The sequence below is a fragment of the Motilimonas sp. E26 genome (assembly GCF_021278025.1).
Classification (GTDB): domain Bacteria; phylum Pseudomonadota; class Gammaproteobacteria; order Enterobacterales; family CBDFNC01; genus Motilimonas.
Map to the genome: position 1 here is coordinate 45,912 of NZ_JAIBHJ010000013.1, position 15,589 is coordinate 61,500.

At 43.7% G+C, this 15,589-nt stretch carries 17 protein-coding genes; 5 read left to right on the forward strand and 12 right to left on the reverse strand.

Annotated elements, in window-relative coordinates; translation table 11 throughout:
- The first annotated feature begins 74 nt into the window (after positions 1-74).
- Positions 75-488: a response regulator gene (locus K1M91_RS12295; protein ID WP_232802065.1), complete on the forward strand. Its 414-nt coding sequence runs from the start codon at positions 75-77 to the stop codon at positions 486-488.
- 151 nt (positions 489-639) lie between these two features.
- Here K1M91_RS12295 and K1M91_RS12300 read toward each other — a convergent pair whose 3' ends face one another.
- Positions 640-2,238 (reverse strand): nicotinate phosphoribosyltransferase, encoded by a 1,599-nt coding sequence (locus tag K1M91_RS12300; RefSeq protein WP_232802066.1) that lies wholly within the window; start codon positions 2,236-2,238, stop codon positions 640-642.
- A gap of 23 nt (positions 2,239-2,261) precedes the next feature.
- Positions 2,262-3,101: a ribose-phosphate diphosphokinase gene (gene prs, locus K1M91_RS12305; protein ID WP_232802067.1), complete on the reverse strand. Its 840-nt coding sequence runs from the start codon at positions 3,099-3,101 to the stop codon at positions 2,262-2,264.
- Between the two features lie 294 nt (positions 3,102-3,395).
- On the opposite strand from prs, the gene K1M91_RS12310 reads away from it, so the two are divergent.
- Positions 3,396-4,124 (forward strand): NUDIX domain-containing protein, encoded by a 729-nt coding sequence (locus K1M91_RS12310; RefSeq protein ID WP_232802068.1) that lies wholly within the window; start codon positions 3,396-3,398, stop codon positions 4,122-4,124.
- Here K1M91_RS12310 and K1M91_RS12315 read toward each other — a convergent pair.
- Positions 4,121-4,768 (reverse strand): class I SAM-dependent methyltransferase, encoded by a 648-nt coding sequence (locus tag K1M91_RS12315; RefSeq protein ID WP_232802069.1) that lies wholly within the window; start codon positions 4,766-4,768, stop codon positions 4,121-4,123. The genes K1M91_RS12310 and K1M91_RS12315 overlap by 4 nt on opposite strands.
- Positions 4,769-5,069: 301 nt before the next feature.
- On the opposite strand from K1M91_RS12315, the gene K1M91_RS12320 reads away from it, so the two are divergent.
- Together K1M91_RS12320 and K1M91_RS12325 are read left to right on the forward strand one after the other, a co-directional pair.
- Complete coding sequence (locus K1M91_RS12320) at positions 5,070-5,687, forward strand: DUF4303 domain-containing protein (RefSeq protein WP_232802070.1); 618 nt, start codon at positions 5,070-5,072, stop codon at positions 5,685-5,687.
- A 50-nt stretch (positions 5,688-5,737) separates the two neighbouring features.
- Positions 5,738-5,983 carry a hypothetical protein gene (locus K1M91_RS12325; RefSeq protein ID WP_232802071.1) on the forward strand — a complete coding sequence of 82 codons (246 nt, stop codon included), beginning with the start codon at positions 5,738-5,740 and terminating at the stop codon, positions 5,981-5,983.
- 146 nt (positions 5,984-6,129) lie between these two features.
- Here K1M91_RS12325 and glmS read toward each other — a convergent pair whose 3' ends face one another.
- Together glmS and glmU are read right to left on the reverse strand one after the other, a co-directional pair.
- Complete coding sequence (gene glmS / locus K1M91_RS12330) at positions 6,130-7,962, reverse strand: glutamine--fructose-6-phosphate transaminase (isomerizing) (RefSeq protein WP_232802072.1); 1,833 nt, start codon at positions 7,960-7,962, stop codon at positions 6,130-6,132.
- 178 nt (positions 7,963-8,140) lie between these two features.
- Positions 8,141-9,505 carry a bifunctional UDP-N-acetylglucosamine diphosphorylase/glucosamine-1-phosphate N-acetyltransferase GlmU gene (gene glmU, locus K1M91_RS12335; protein ID WP_232802073.1) on the reverse strand — a complete coding sequence of 455 codons (1,365 nt, stop codon included), beginning with the start codon at positions 9,503-9,505 and terminating at the stop codon, positions 8,141-8,143.
- A gap of 254 nt (positions 9,506-9,759) precedes the next feature.
- Here glmU and K1M91_RS12340 point away from each other — a divergent pair, with 254 nt between their 5' ends.
- The gene (locus K1M91_RS12340; protein WP_232802074.1) at positions 9,760-10,419 is read left to right on the forward strand and encodes an OmpA family protein; all 660 of its coding nucleotides are present in this window, start codon (positions 9,760-9,762) and stop codon (positions 10,417-10,419) included.
- Between the two features lie 66 nt (positions 10,420-10,485).
- Here K1M91_RS12340 and K1M91_RS12345 read toward each other — a convergent pair whose 3' ends face one another.
- The 7 genes from K1M91_RS12345 to K1M91_RS12375 form a co-directional block, all read right to left on the reverse strand.
- The gene (locus K1M91_RS12345; protein ID WP_232802075.1) at positions 10,486-10,860 is read right to left on the reverse strand and encodes a DUF805 domain-containing protein; all 375 of its coding nucleotides are present in this window, start codon (positions 10,858-10,860) and stop codon (positions 10,486-10,488) included.
- Positions 10,861-11,172: 312 nt separating this feature from the next.
- Positions 11,173-12,162 carry a rhodanese-related sulfurtransferase gene (locus tag K1M91_RS12350; RefSeq protein ID WP_232802076.1) on the reverse strand — a complete coding sequence of 330 codons (990 nt, stop codon included), beginning with the start codon at positions 12,160-12,162 and terminating at the stop codon, positions 11,173-11,175.
- A 334-nt stretch (positions 12,163-12,496) separates the two neighbouring features.
- The gene (gene folX, locus K1M91_RS12355) at positions 12,497-12,862 is read right to left on the reverse strand and encodes a dihydroneopterin triphosphate 2'-epimerase (RefSeq protein WP_232802077.1); all 366 of its coding nucleotides are present in this window, start codon (positions 12,860-12,862) and stop codon (positions 12,497-12,499) included.
- A 21-nt stretch (positions 12,863-12,883) separates the two neighbouring features.
- A complete protein-coding gene (folM, locus tag K1M91_RS12360) occupies positions 12,884-13,591 on the reverse strand; it encodes a dihydromonapterin reductase (RefSeq protein WP_232802078.1) in 708 nt (235 codons plus the stop codon).
- Positions 13,592-14,171: 580 nt separating this feature from the next.
- Positions 14,172-14,618, reverse strand: coding sequence for a redoxin domain-containing protein (locus tag K1M91_RS12365; RefSeq protein ID WP_232802079.1), 447 nt, complete (start codon positions 14,616-14,618; stop codon positions 14,172-14,174).
- Positions 14,615-15,070, reverse strand: a complete 456-nt coding sequence (locus tag K1M91_RS12370; protein ID WP_232802080.1) for a hypothetical protein — start codon at positions 15,068-15,070, stop codon at positions 14,615-14,617. The genes K1M91_RS12365 and K1M91_RS12370 overlap by 4 nt, the downstream gene beginning before the upstream one ends.
- Positions 15,071-15,073: 3 nt before the next feature.
- A complete protein-coding gene (locus K1M91_RS12375) occupies positions 15,074-15,568 on the reverse strand; it encodes a TlpA disulfide reductase family protein (RefSeq protein WP_232802081.1) in 495 nt (164 codons plus the stop codon).
- Between the last annotated feature and the right edge of the window lie 21 nt (positions 15,569-15,589).

Below are 15,589 nucleotides of genomic sequence, written 5' to 3' on the forward strand. Positions count from 1 at the left end.
TACTAAACTCTAATAAGTTGAATGGCAGATCATGACAAACGAGACAATAATAAGTGCTCATAAGGGACGCTTAAATGAAAATATTGGTTGTTGAAGACACAATTTGCTTACGCCACATTATGCTCCATATGCTGCGCGAGCTTGGCCATACGGATTTAGAAGAAGCCGCCGATGGTACTCATGCCTTGCATTTATTAGCTAAACATCAGTTTGACTTGGTAATCACTGATTATAATATGCCAAAAATCAATGGGCTGCAGCTACTAAAGCATATTCGTGCCAACGAGTTAACTGCCGATTTACCAGTACTTATTGTTACCAGTGACGCCGATAAATCGCATCTAACTCAAGCCATTCAAGCCAAGGTATCTGGCTTTTTGGCTAAACCCTTTAGTCTTACCATCTTGAAAAAACAGATGGATAAAATAATACAAAAACGCAATCAATCGGCGGCCAACAAAACCACCCGATTCATTGCGTTGGACTAAGCCAAATATGGGATAAGCGAAATCGTATATTTTCCTGCAAAAACCCTGTGGATATATCCCTATCGTGTTTACGTTTTCATCCTTGAAAACGAAACTTTGCCGTAACCACACTTTATTTGGCTGTGCTCAGCTTCAACAAAACTGAGGCTAACTAAATCTGGCTATTAATCAAAGCTCTGATTTCTGCCAAGGTAGTAGTGCGAACTAACTGACCATCTTCAAACACAGTTTGCAATAAGCCCTGTTGTTCTTCTGCCTCAGTAACATTATCGATCACCACTAATTCACCATTAACCCGCTCAACTTTAAGCAGCCCCTTAGCTGATTTTTTCTTAGTATCTGTTTTTGGGTCTTTAAAAATCGCCATGCGCTCGCCGTTTTTCACTACACTGGTGGCCTTCACAGCACTGCCGTGAGTGTCACGCGTCACGTATTGATAGCTATAAGAGCCAATCCCGAGTACGACTTTTGATGCAAAACCTTTATCCATTAAACGCTGTAATATTTGGCGCTGGCGCTCAAGGGTAATGGCATCGCCGTAAATAGCACCAATGTGCGGATCCAGTAATTTAAAACCTTTGTCGGTTACCGTGCCGCCAAAAGTGCCCCATAAACATTCAATCAGCCCCTTCACTTCACAAGGCATAAGCTCGGTTGGCACATGGTCTTGATCTGCCACCTCATAAATCCGATCATCAAAACTAAAGGCTTCGGCATCGGCCTTACGCGCTTTTAAGTTAGCTGCGGCTAAGGTTAACTCTGCCGAGCTAAATGGCGTAGCGTGAACTTGGTAACCGGTTAAAATTTTCACTGGGTCGCCAGAATCAGGGCGGATCACTAAGGTACCATCACGTGCCATAATCTCTTGTTTTAACTGTGGTAAATAGTCGGTTACTAAGGTCCAAAAGTCCCAAGTATCGCTCACCACCGATAAAATGCCGGTTGGCGCTTGCTGCTGCATCAAGTAACGGAAAAACTCAATTTCTCCTTCCATTAACCAACTGCAGGTTACGCTGTGCTCGGTTGCATCAACTGAGCAGCCCACCAGCTCTTGGTCAACATTGGCGCCGTAATATTTTTCTGCAAACAATACTGCGGTGATGGTGTCGGTGCCCACCAAGCCAGACGCTAAGTGACCAAAGCCACTCATGGCAGCTGCTGCCTTACCAAACATGCCGCGAAACGAAAAATCGTGACCCTGAAACGGCACAAAACTCATGTCTAGACCAGTTTTTTCAGCAAACTCTTTAAACACTTTGATATAAGCCGTTGCCGTGGTGGCGCTGGTTTGAATCGGCCAGTTTTCGCAGCTCAATACGGTTTCAATCATATTGGTTAACCACTGAAAACCGTCTTTAGTATTCACGATAGTGATCGGTGGCACTTGGTAAGGCACTAGCGTGCCTTCTGGCAAGGCTTTAATGCGTAACGGTAAGTAACCAAGATCGTGCAGTTTTTCTAGGTAAGTTACGTCTACGCTGTAACCTAACATCGCCGATAAAATACGTTTGTGTTGCGCCACGGCAACGGCTCTATCCATTTTGAAAAAGTCATTCCACTCTTCAATAAGGTACGACATGATGAAATATTGCAGACCAACAAAGGCTACTTTGTCGTTATCTGCCACATTACTTAACTTGCCCGAGCGCGAGGTGAAATTAGCATATACCTCAGATACTTCTGGGTGGTAAGCACGGCCGTGAAACTCTTTGTACACGTCTTTTTGCATGGTTGCTGCTGAAATAGTCATAGGTTCTTCCTTCTTAATGGGGTTTACGCGATGTGTAATTCGATTGCACCGCTTAGCTCAGGTGCCGGAAAAGATTCGCTGGTGTAAATAGCATCAATCAGGCCATCAAACACAGCTAGACCATTGGCAAAAATGCCATGAGTGACAAACAAGCTGACACGCTTCGCACCTTGCTGCTTTAATACTTTCGCCAACTCAATAAAGGTGCGGCCACCGTCGCAGATGTCATCGGTAATCAAAACATCTTTATTTGTAATGTCGCCAAAAATAGCGGTGTGAGTAATTTCACCTGTTGCCACATCGCGCACCTTTTCCGCTTGTACCACGGCGATACCACCACCAAAGTATTTCGCTAGGTTGTGTACTTTTTTTGCTGCGCCAGCATCTGGCGCAATCAGGGTTAACTCGCCCGCTTTTAGCTGGGTGGCTAAGGTATGATGACGAGCTAATAACTCAGCCTGTTGCACATTGACCACGTTATTAATCAGCGCAGGAGTTACATCGCTGTGGGCATCCCAAATGGTGACTTTTTGAAAATTAAGTGCGTTGATTAGCTTCGCCATCACCGCCACACCTAAGGCTTCACCTTCGTTACATACTCGGTCTTGACGTGCATAAGGAAAGTACGGTGCCACTAACTCAAGGGCAATTTGATGACCATATTGGCGCTGCAGCGCATCAACCGTAACGGCTAATTGCATAAACGCAGCTGAGTTGTTTAAGCGAGTGGTAATTTCAATGTGTGAGACCTGCTCAACCACATTGGTAATGCGCACATGCTCTTCACCACCATTGAAAGTAAAACTATCGAACTGCAGTTCCGTTGCTTGCTGCTGACCTATTTGAAACGCCTTAATGTGCATTATTGACTTCCTTTTACTTTAAATGTCTCAGAGACCCTTAACTTGAATATAAATATAGTCTCAGAGACCATATAGTGTCAACTCTATTTTGAGTCTTTAAGACTCTATTTTGTTTTCATGATGTCCAGCTGTTAACACTGACGTCATAAAAGGGGGTTGATAATGGCTGAATAATACCTCATTTTATAGTCAACCAAGCTGAGACTTGTACCTAGCTCACTGGAAATGATTGGCATTGGATTTATTAACGCGGCGCGCTATTATGTTGTCTCTGAGACTAATAAGAGCCAACCTATGAGCCAGCAAACCGAACAAGCCTATTTAGCCAGTTACAACATTAAAGATTACGACACCTGTTTGACCACGGTGGATAGCGTGTTATTCACCGTATTGAACGGTGAGCTATATACTTTATTGGTACGCCGTGCCAATCACCCTTATTTGGCTTACTGGGGCCTACCCGGCGGCTTTATTGATGTGCAACGCGATGTGGATTTGACCGCTTGTGCTAATCGCCATTTAGCCGAAAAAACGGGCATTATTCCGCCCTACTTAGAGCAAGTATGCTCAACCGGCAGCAAAACACGTGACCCCCGAGGTTGGTCAACCACAGTAACTTATTACGCACTAATGGCCCACATCCAATGCACCACAGATATCGACTCGGTAGATGATGTGCAATGGCTACCTGTCACCCAGGCGCTACAGATGGAACTGGCTTTTGACCATAAACAAATGATTGAGCAAGCACTGGAGCGACTCAAGCAAAAAGCATTATATTCATTAGTGCCTGTTTATGCCCTGCCCGAAACCTTCACTCTCAGCGAACTACAACAACTGCATGAAGTGATTTTAGGAAAGTCGATTCAAAGTAAATCGTTTCGCCGCCGTATTGAATTAGCCAACGTGTTAGAGGAAACAGGCGAACTAAGCACGCAAAAAGGAAAAGGCAAGCGCCCAGCTTTATACCGTGTTAAAGCCAGTGCGGCAGACTATCGTTTCATGCGCAATTTAGAGTATTAATAGTTCCGCGTTGAACGCATAAAAAATAGATTACTGGCGCGTTGCACCGATTTGTCTTGGCCTTTACTCAAAACCGCATTGAGCCACATTTCATTGCCGCTTCTGGGCCTTAAATCTGACGTTCGCCAGGTTTTTTCAATGGTAAAAGGCACATCGCTGATCACATCAGCCAAACGCGTCAGGTTTAGGTTGGTAAACCAACGCCCATCCCGTTCACCTTCGCTATTGCCGTACTTAAACGACAAATACAGCACTCCACCCGGTTTTAACGCGCGACATAAGCGATTAAGGGTATCCGGCAAATCATCATATTTCACATGTAGTAAGCTGGCACAGCACCAAATGCCATGATAGGCGCGCACTTCATCGATATGTTCAAAGTCTTTCAGTTCAACCGCGACACCAGAGTAGCGCGAGGCTTTAATTGCTAATTCAGGACTAGGATCCATTGCCGACACTTGAAAGCCATGCTCGGCAAAAAATTTGGCGTCACGCCCCGAGCCACAACCTGCATCAAGAATCGCCCCGCCAGGGGGAATGAAAGGTAAAAACGCTTGATACAGTGGATCGAGATCTAAATACACCGTCGATTCAAAAAAAGCGTCCGCATTTTTACTGTAGTAGTTAAGAGTATTAGTCATCATGATAGTTATTTCTACTGGCAACTCGTCCGTGAGTTAGCGCCATTTTACCCGTTTAATGGCAAGAGTGCATTATTTGTGCAACTTTGATTTTAATTAAACGCGAAATTTACGCCCAAAAAGAGCTAATGTGGACGGTTTTGACTTGCTAGGGCTGCAAGGCTCTATGTATAAATGAAAAACTTTAACGAAATCGATAAGCGACTGCTTGCCTATGATAAAATTAATACTTTGGCTATGTTTGGAGAGGCTTATTGGCCCATTAAATAGCCCAATAAAAATTATATTTCAATAGGTTAATCTAATGAGCCACTATGAAGATACGGCGCGAAAGATCTGGCTTCCTTGGTATCAACAAGATTATCGAGAGCTCATTGATTCGGTAAAAGAATCTATAAAGGTGCATATTGAAACGTTTAAAAGGAATCACCCCGAAAAGGTGGTTTATGGCTACTCCATCTACACATGTAATGGCTTTCCTCACTTTGGGCCCGTTTTAAATACTGTGGTTGAGCTGGAGGCGAAAGAATCACAGCCATACTACCAATATTGCCCAGACGAATGGTCTGATTGGGATGACTACTCTTGCTTTGAGAAGCCTAAACAAATTGTCGCGTCACTTCATAGAGAGTTTGACCAGTGTGAGGCTAGATTTGAGGATATGTACGAAGAAAATGACGCTCCGATAAATGCCGAGTCAGAAGATTATTGGCAAATGAATATAGAAAGAATCCATGGCGCGATTCTATCAGCTTTGTCAGACCTAAAATCAGCAGGAGTGTTTGACTGGTTAGCTGACCCCGCACTAATTATGATTTGGTATTCTGATCCTTCCGATTGGGAGCTATTAATGGCTAAAAAATCTATTGAAAGTCTTGTGGGTGTAGAGCAAGCGGATGAATTTTCGCTCTCTTTACAATAAAACATAGCCTGTCGATCATAATCATCAGTTTCCATGATAGGGACAAGTATATGAAGTGTTCAGTATTTATTGCGGCGAGTACCGACGGCTACATTGCAGAAGAAGATGGGGGTTTGGATTGGCTTCAAACATCAGGAAATCAAGATGCCAATATGAGCGCCCCCCCCGACATCGGCTTTGTTGGTTACATTAACTCCGACAACTGTATGGCCATGGTGCGAAAACGTATGGAAACGATATCTAGCTTCAATCTGCCCCCTGAGCATCACGCTCTAAGCCATCTGTTAATAGGGTAGCTGGAGGCATCTAATCTTCAGCTACCATCATGCGAGCCTGTAATAGGCCGGTGCTTTAGGACAACCCGCCAAAAAAGTTCCGCTCTTTATTGGCGAGTATGACACTTTAATGTCTGCCGATACTAAACTAAAACAACAAGCCTAACCTATTCTACTGTAACACTTTTTGCCAAATTACGAGGTTGATCGACATCCGTGCCTTTGATGATAGCAACATAGTACGACAGTAATTGCAGCGGTATGGTGTAAACAATCGGCGCAAGAATTTCGTCCACATGGGGCACTCGCAGTAAGGTAATGCCTTCACTTTCCACCAGCTCGGCTTCTTCATCGGCAAATACGTATAAATGACCGCCGCGGGCACGTACTTCTTCGATGTTGGATTTCAGCTTTTCTAACAACTCATTGTTAGGCGCAACCACTATGGTCGGCATGTCAGCATCAATCAAAGCGAGTGGGCCGTGCTTCAATTCACCCGCAGCATAAGCTTCGGCGTGAATGTAGCTGATTTCTTTTAGCTTCAGCGCACCTTCCATAGCAATGGGGTATTGATCGCCGCGCCCGAGGAAAAGCGCGTGGTGCTTCTCGGCAAACTCTTCTGCTAAGGTAGCAATGCTATCATTGAGCGCTAAAGCTTGGTTTACCGCATCAGGAAGTTGTTTCAACGATGCGACTAGGTCTGATTCTGCGGTTTCAGACAACACGCCTTTGCTTTTGCCAATCGCACCACAAAACAGCAGTAAACCTGCAAGTTGAGTAGTAAAGGCTTTGGTTGAGGCCACGCCAATTTCTGTTCCGGCGCGGGTCATAAAGGCGAGATCGGATTCACGCACTAACGATGAGCCGGGCACGTTACACACGCTCAAACTGGCGGTGTAGCCCATTTCTTTGGCTAAACGTAATGCCGCTAGTGTGTCTGCGGTTTCGCCTGATTGCGATAATGTAACGATTAAGCTGTTTGGTCGCACATAAGATTTGCGATAACGAAACTCAGAAGCTATTTCAACATTACAACTCACGCCCGCCATGGCTTCTAACCAATAACGCGCCACCATACCTGCATGGTAGGAAGTACCACAAGCAATAATTTGCACATGCTCAATGGTTTTGAAAATATCACCGGCCCCCGAGCCAAAGGCCTCACATAACACCGTATTACCCACAATACGATTTTCGAGGGTATTAATAATGGCGCTGGGTTGCTCAAAGATTTCTTTCATCATGTAGTGACGATATTCACCTTTGTCGCTAGCGTCTTGCGTGACGCTTGACTCCACCAACTGGCGCTCAACCGGGCAGCCATCTAAGGCAAAGATTTTTACGTCACGACGGGTGATTTCAGCCACGTCGCCTTCTTCTAGGAACATAAAGCGACGAGTCACGTTAAGTAATGCTTGCTGGTCAGAGGCAATAAAGTGCTCACCTACGCCAACGCCTATCACCAACGGGCTACCAGAGCGTGCCACAATGAGCCGTTCCGGTTGCTCGGCATCCATGATAACCGTGCCATAAGCGCCGTCTAGCTCGCGCACGGCCAGTTGTACTGCACTAAGTAATTCATTGTTTTGCTGCAAGTAATGCTCAACTAAGTGGGCAATGACTTCGGTATCCGTTTGCGAGCTAAATTCAAAGCCTAACCCTTTCAGCTTTTCTCTGAGTTTTTCATGGTTTTCAATAATACCATTATGCACCACCGCGATACGGCTTGAGATGTGCGGGTGAGCATTCGCTTCTGAGGGTTCACCATGAGTAGCCCAACGGGTATGGGCAATCCCTGTTCCACCGGAGAGAGGAGTTTCTTGCAACGCATCATTAAGGGCTTGAACTTTGCCGAGTCGGCGTAAACGTTGTATTTGATGATCACCATTGTTAATGGCTATACCGGCACTGTCGTAGCCGCGGTATTCTAGTCTGTGTAGTCCTTCAAGTAGTATTTCCGCAACATCCCGTTGCGCTACTGCGCCAACAATCCCACACATAGGCTGGTTTCCTTGTTTTAAGAGGCAGAGGCTAGCTCTGAGTCATGATTTTTTTAGTTTTATATCCTTCCTTAGAATTGTAGAAGTTCTGTTCATCCTGAACGGAAAAAATGTCGCCTTTTCTCAGACAAAAATAAACAGCCCTATTTTCATAGGGCTGTTTATTTAACAGATAAGGTTATTTTTTTTGTTTTTCTGGGCGTAGCCAGTTTTGAATGTGACGCTGTTTCACGCGGCTGATGACTAGCTCTTTTTCACCTACGTTATGAGTGATGGTAGAGCCTGCACCGATAGTTGCGTTTTGGCCTATAGTCACTGGGGCGATTAACTGCGTGTCGGAGCCGATGAAAGCGCCATCTTCAATCACCGTTGGGAACTTGTTAACGCCGTCGTAGTTGCAGGTAATGGTACCTGCGCCAATATTTACGTTAGCGCCAATCGATGCATCGCCTAGGTAAGATAGGTGACCACATTTACTGCCTTTGCCTAAAGTAGCTTTTTTCATCTCAACGAAGTTACCAACACTGGCGCCATCTTTTAGCACAGTGCCTGGACGTAAACGAGAGAACGGGCCGACACTACAGCCTTCTCCCACTTCAACGCCTTCAATGACCGAGCTAGCTTTGATTTCACAATCATCACCAATTTTGGCATTGCGAATTACACAGTTAGGGCCAATTTTAACGTTGTTACCTAAGCGAACCTTGCCTTCAAACACACAGTTAACGTCGATTTCAACGTCCATGCCACAGTCGAGAGAGCCGCGAAGATCAAAACGATTAGCATCTAAAATGGCCACACCATCCATCATTAAATCTTCAGCCAGTTTTAACTGGAACGCGCGCTCTAAACGGCCAAGTTGCAAACGGTTGTTAACCCCTTCTACTTCAATAGCGATACTTGGATGCACGGCATTGACAATACGGCCTTGTTTATAAGCCATTTCAATAATGTCAGTAACGTAATATTCACCCTGTGCATTACTGTTACTTAATTTGAATAGCCAGTTTTGTAAATCTTTCGCGTTAGCAACTAAGATACCGGTGTTAATCTCGCGAATACGATGCTGATCCGGCGAAGCATCTTTATGCTCAACAATGCCACATACCAAGCCATGCTCACGTACAATACGACCATAGCCCGTTGGATCATCAACCATTAAGCTTAGTAAGCCGATGCCACCTGGTGGTTGTGCTGCAACCAAACGTTTAATGGTGTTAGCGCCCAATAAAGGCACATCACCGTAAACCATTAGAATTTTCTCATCATCTTTAAAATGAGGTGCAGCTACCTGCATTGCATGGCCAGTACCTAGTTGCTGCTCCTGCTTAACCCAATTTAGTTTAGTGTCTTTAATGACTTCTTTCATATGGTCACCGCCGTGACCGTAAACAAGATGAATGTTATCAACCCCTAGACTTTTAACGGTATCGATAACATGCTGTACCATAGGTTTATGGGCTATTTTATGTAATACCTTAGGGTACTTAGAACGCATACGAGTTCCTTTACCCGCAGCGAGAATGACAACACTCAATGACATATATTTGATTCCAACAATGATTTGGGGACGTAGTTTAGTGAAAAACAGCTTAATTTTTAATAAAAAATAAGACTCTTAGATGAATTTTCATTTAAAACAGATAAAAAACCAACTTATTGTGTGTTATTTCATGCTTTTCTCACAATGAAAGAACATTTATGAAAAATAATTCATCGAGATTAGTGCTGGCTTCACTTCACTAATAGGCAATAAAACCTTATAAAGATGACATTTTTACCATTAGGGATACTTTTATGAACAAAAAAACTCTGGCAATCGCCGCTTTAACCAGTGCCAGCTTAACGTTAAGTGCATGTACCACAGTCAACCCTTATACTGGTGAAGAGCAAACATCCAATGCCGCCAAGGGCGCAACAATCGGTGCGTTAAGTGGCGCAGTACTTGGGGCTGTAATTAAAGATAAAGATCGCTCTAAAGGCGCATTAATTGGCGCAGCAGCTGGAGCAGCAGCTGGCGGTGGTATCGGCTACTACATGGATGTGCAAGAAGCAGAACTACGCCAAAAGTTACGCAATACCGGTGTCAGCGTTACCCGTGCTGGCGACACCATTATTTTGAATATGCCCAACGCTATCACCTTTGATGTCAACCAAAGCAACTTAAAACAAAGCGCTATGCCAGTGTTAGACAGCGTACTACTCGTGCTGAAAGAGTTCGATAAAACGCGCGTGAATGTATTAGGTCACACTGACAGCACCGGATCTGCAAACTACAACCAAACATTATCAGAGCAACGTGCGGCTTCAGTTGCCGATTACTTACTGCGTAACCAATTGCCTAGTGCGCGAGTGAGTACGTTGGGGTATGGCGAAGCTCGCCCAATTGCAGATAATAAGACAGCGTCAGGCCGTGAGCAAAACCGTCGTGTGGAGTTAGTGTTAAGTCCGATGTAATTCTCTAGCCCAATGTAAAAAGCCAAGCAACAGAGCTTGGCTTTTTATTAGAGAGCGCCTAATTGATTAAGCAGTCGCTAGCTTAGGATTTGCACCAAAATCATTCGCTTCAGCACTGTCCATAATTGTAAATATTAATAGGATAATACCGCCAACGCCTGGGATAAGAGAAACCCAAAACCACCAACCTGATTTACCAATATCATGTAAACGACGTACAGTAACAGAAATAGCAGGCAGCAAAGAAGCAAGGCAGTATACACCCAGCACAACACCAGTGATGAGTCCTGATGTGCCTAAAACACCGTCCAAAATGCCACAAACAACACCCAGTGCGATGATTGCAATGAAATTAAATAGTTGAAAAAACCAATATTCACTGCGACGAGCGCGCCCTTCAAATGTGGCGTACTTAGCCCAACATAATTTGTACCAATTCATCTTGTCTCTCCTAAAATATAGTGATCTAAATTTTAATCACAAAAAAATCACTCGAAGTATACCGAGTCTAAATCCTGATTAGTAGTGACAAAAAACACAATTCTAGCAACAACTCACTAAATTTAAGAAAAAAGCGAGATAAAGAACAATGAAAAGGAGAAGTTTCAGTGGAATAAATTAAAGTGGTGTTTCTCCACCACCCTAATTGTGAATAATACAACTAAATTTAGGCTTTAGCATAAAGAATACTTTCGCCAAGAAAACAGAGAGATACGCCATGTTATTTACAGGCGCAATTCGCGCCCTCTGCTATTAGCTATTTTTCTTCTGCTGCTGTTGCAGCTGCTTTTGCACTTGCTTATGGCGACGGCGCTGGTCAATAAATTTACCTACATCACCACCAATGTGTGCTTCGCCGCGCTCTTGGGCAAGACGAATTTGCTTTTCACGCTCACTAAAACGCAGCTTTTGCTGCTCAGTGAGTTTGTCGTAACAATTTGGACAACTTACGCCCGCCATGTAGCGTTCATCTTGCTTATCAGCTTCGGTGATCGGTAAGCGACAGGCGTTACATTGGTCATAACTGCCTTTTTCTAGGTTATGGTTAACCGCTACACGGCCATCAAACACAAAGCATTCGCCTTGCCACATGGTTTCCGCTTCAGGCACTTCTTCTAGATACTTAAGAATACCGCCTTCAAGATGGTAAACCTCTTCAAAGCCTTCTTCTTTTAAATAAGCGGTTGATTTTTCACAACGAATACCACCAGTACAAAACATAGCCACTTTTTTGTGCTTGGTTTTGTCGAGGTTTTCCTTCACGTATTGTGGAAACTCACGGAAGGTTTCAGTATTCGGGTTAACCGCGTTTTTAAAGGTGCCGATGCTGATCTCGTAATCATTGCGGGTATCCACCAGCAACACTTCAGGATCAGAGATTAAGGCATTCCAGTCTTGTGGTTTAACATAAGTACCCACTACTTTTTTCGGGTCTAACCCTTCCACGCCCATGGTGACAATTTCTTTTTTCAGCTTCACTTTAGTGCGTAAAAAAGGCTGTTCGTCATCCAAGCTCTCTTTATAGCCGATATCAGCAAATCGAGGGTCACTTTTTAACCATGCCAATAGCGCATCAATACCCTCACGGGATCCCGCGACTGTGCCATTAATCCCTTCTTGGGCTAACAGCAAGGTACCGCGAACATCATGCTGGAGCATCACGTCTAACAGTGGGGTTTGAATGGCTTGATAATCGTCAAGGGTGACGAATTTATAGAGGGCACAGACTACATATTGCGACATTTTCTTTTCCTTATATTGCTAACCCTGACGTAAACAGGGCGCGAATGAGGCGCTATTCTAACCAGATTGCTTGCCGCTAAATACCGACACTTTGTAGGGTTAAATACTTTGTAATGTGTAGCAAGTAGTTAGCTTAAAAAATAGTCTTTTTATGCACATTAGTCAGCTTAATTTTCCGAATTATTTAGCCGCACAATAAAATAGCTTGTCGCGGCGCAAAATGTATTTTCAGGGATGAAAAATCCAAGCTTACAGGGAAGCACTCGCTGCGGTTTTGCATAGGGATAAGCTATTTTGACGAGTACCATTTTGGCAAATACTGTTTTAAGCAGTGCTAATCACGTTGCCAAGCTAATGTCAGTGACACCGAGTCAGCAAAGCGCAGTGCGTGAGGCTTATCAATTTTCACTTTAGCGTAAGTTACCCAAGGGTGTTGATGGCTGATTTTCAGCACGTCATCCACCAGCTTTTCTAATAATAAGAAGCGCCCTTCTTCAACATGATGAATAATTTGCTTGGTAACATCTTTGTAATTTAAGGCATCTGCAACATTATCAAACAAACGAGCTTTTTCTGCAGGGTAATGAATTTCAACATTAATCACTATGTCCTGCATTTTTTCCATTTCATCAGGGTTAAAGCCGATAAAGGTACGTAATCGCAAATCAGAAATATTAATAATCGCTTGGCTAGTAGACATAAGATCCTCTATTAAATGGCCTTAAACAAGGTGACGCCCACCATCTAGGTGTATAGTGCGGCCCGTAATATATTGGCTTTGCAGTAAATAGGTAACGGCGGCAACCGCCTCTTGCTCACCTGGAGTTAACCCCATTAAAGATTTAGCCAGTGCTTTCTTTTTGTACGCCTCATCATCACCTTGATTAAACATAAGCAAAGCAGGCGCTATGCTGTTTACTTTTACTTTAGGAGCTAACTTAGCGGAAAACGATAAGGTTAAATTAGCTAACGCGGCTTTACTGGCAGCATAAGCAATGTGTTTTTGACTCCCCTTTTCAGCCACATAATCGGTGAAATGGATAATATCGGCCATACCGTCATTGGCCTGTAGTAAGGGAGCCAAAGCTAAGTTTAATTGATAAGGCCCTTGTACATGCACCTGCATCATCTGTTGCATCAGAGCGCCAAAATCATGGCTGTTTTTCTCTGCGGCCCAGTCTGATGCATTATGGATAATCGCTCTTAAATTAGTGACCTTCTGCTTCACTTGCGCAATAAATGTCTCGATGCCAACCTGACTAGAAAAATCAGCCTGAATACAAGTAACACCTAAGCTACGCAGCTGTCTTACCCCTTCTCGCTCAGTGCGATAACTGACTATCACTTGAAAACCTTGCTGATATAAATCGTTTGCAAGGGCCAGACCAATGCGCTGCCCCGCGCCTGTGATCACTATGGTAGAACTCATTTAGACCCACTTATGTTTTAACTTTTTAGCTGCTATCGCGCTATTAATGCTTTCAGATGACGCTCTCAGGTAACGCCCCAGATATTGATGAACTCTTTCACCAAACAGCAACCTATGGGAAGTTTGAATGTAAGCAAACTACGCTGGTGGCAGTAAGCTGGTTCAATCACTTTATAAAAAACAGATACAATGATTATGGACAATTTGATTCTAGTTTACTGATTAAATTAACAAAAATGAGATGGAGAAAATATTTTCTCGGCAAAGCTGATCCAATCCTCTTGCACAAGCGTTTTATCTTTTGAAGGGTAATTGAAGTGTTTACACTCGATATTATTGCTGTATCGACCAGCCTAATGAAGCCCCTTCGCGATAGTTACTGTGGTTGCTAAAGGAATAGCGAGACAGTAAAAAAAGCACCTGAATTCAGGTGCTTTTTGCTATCTAGCGTCTTTTTTTGCAGCCCATTATAAATCGATAAAAGATATTTTTACTGCAACGTTTCGTTGTCAACAATGAACACGCAGAGCATAGGAATACATACTATCTTGTTGAGCCAAACTCGGGTTATCACTAAGGGCTAAAACGCATCCCCACGCTCAACAATTTTATGTTCATTATCTAAGCGAATTAAATAAGGCGTAGCAAACACTTGATACTGTTGGAATTCCTTATTGTCGAGATCAAACACTAAAGGGATCTTGATGTGATATTTATCCCTAAACGCTTCGGCAATCCCTTGATCAACATAAAAAGAGCTGATAAAGCCAACCCAATTAGCCTGCGGTTTTGCCGCTACCTGCTTATTCAGCTTAGCAATTTTTTCCTCACAGCCGGGAAAATGAGGCATTGGACAGAGGGAGTCGAGAAAAACAAGATTAACAGCCTCACCTTTATATTGTTGTAGTGAAATTGATTGTCCTGTGAGGCTAGTGGCTGAGAAGTTATGGCTTTTATCACCCACATCAGGTCGCGCCAGAGCCACAGTAGAAGCAACAGTTAGTAACAGCGTTAACATTGATTTCATTGACTTTCTCCTACAGAAAACTGATTGGCAAAATCGATCAGCTGTTGGCCATTACCAGAAAAGACCACCTGACCTTGCTCCAACAATACATGATGCGGTGACTGCCAAACGTCATACTGACGAATCAGCTGGAACCCCTTATCTAATACAATAGGTTTAACGTCAGGGTAAAACTGTTGAAACTCACTCAACTGAGCAGGCGTGACATTGATTTGCGGCTGTACCCACACCGGACTAAATTGTTGGCTGAATGACTTAGGCAATGCTGCTAGCGTTTGCTCAGGCCCAGCGCCTTGATAGCTAGCCCAAACATCAAAAAATATCAGGTGAGTTGCGCTATCTAGAGATATGACTTCACCACTAATACTGGTTTGATCTACTGCCGCGAACGCCGAAGTAGTGAATGCAGCAGAAGTGACGGCTGCTATCAGTATTTTATTGATTGCTTTCATTTTTTACTCCTGCGCCAAGGTGGCCAATCTATTACTTAACTCATCAGTGGCCAAAAACGTTTCATAAACCACCTCACCCTGCTTGTTAATCAACACTTGAAAAGGCGTTCCAACCACTTGATATTCAGCTGTTATATCCCCTTTTGTGTCAAAGATAACGGGTAAGGTATAGCCTTCTTCTTTAAACAGAGCTTGTACATTCTCTACGGAGTCATTTAGCCCAACGTTCACCGTCAGCACCTCTATCTCATCACCATACTCTTCTTGAATACGCTGTAAGTGAGGCATTTCAGCCTTACAATAGCTACACCAAGTGGCCCAAAATTTTAGATAAATAGGCTTCTTCCCTTTCAATTCACTAAAGTTAATAGCTTGGCCATTAATAGTGGTGGCATTAATGTTTGGCGCCATGTCTCCCACTTTAGCTAACGCAGAACTTGAGCAGGTCAGGCCTACTATCAGTAGCGTTGCGCCTAATTTTTTCATATTTATTTCCATAAAATCTCCTTTATTAATAGC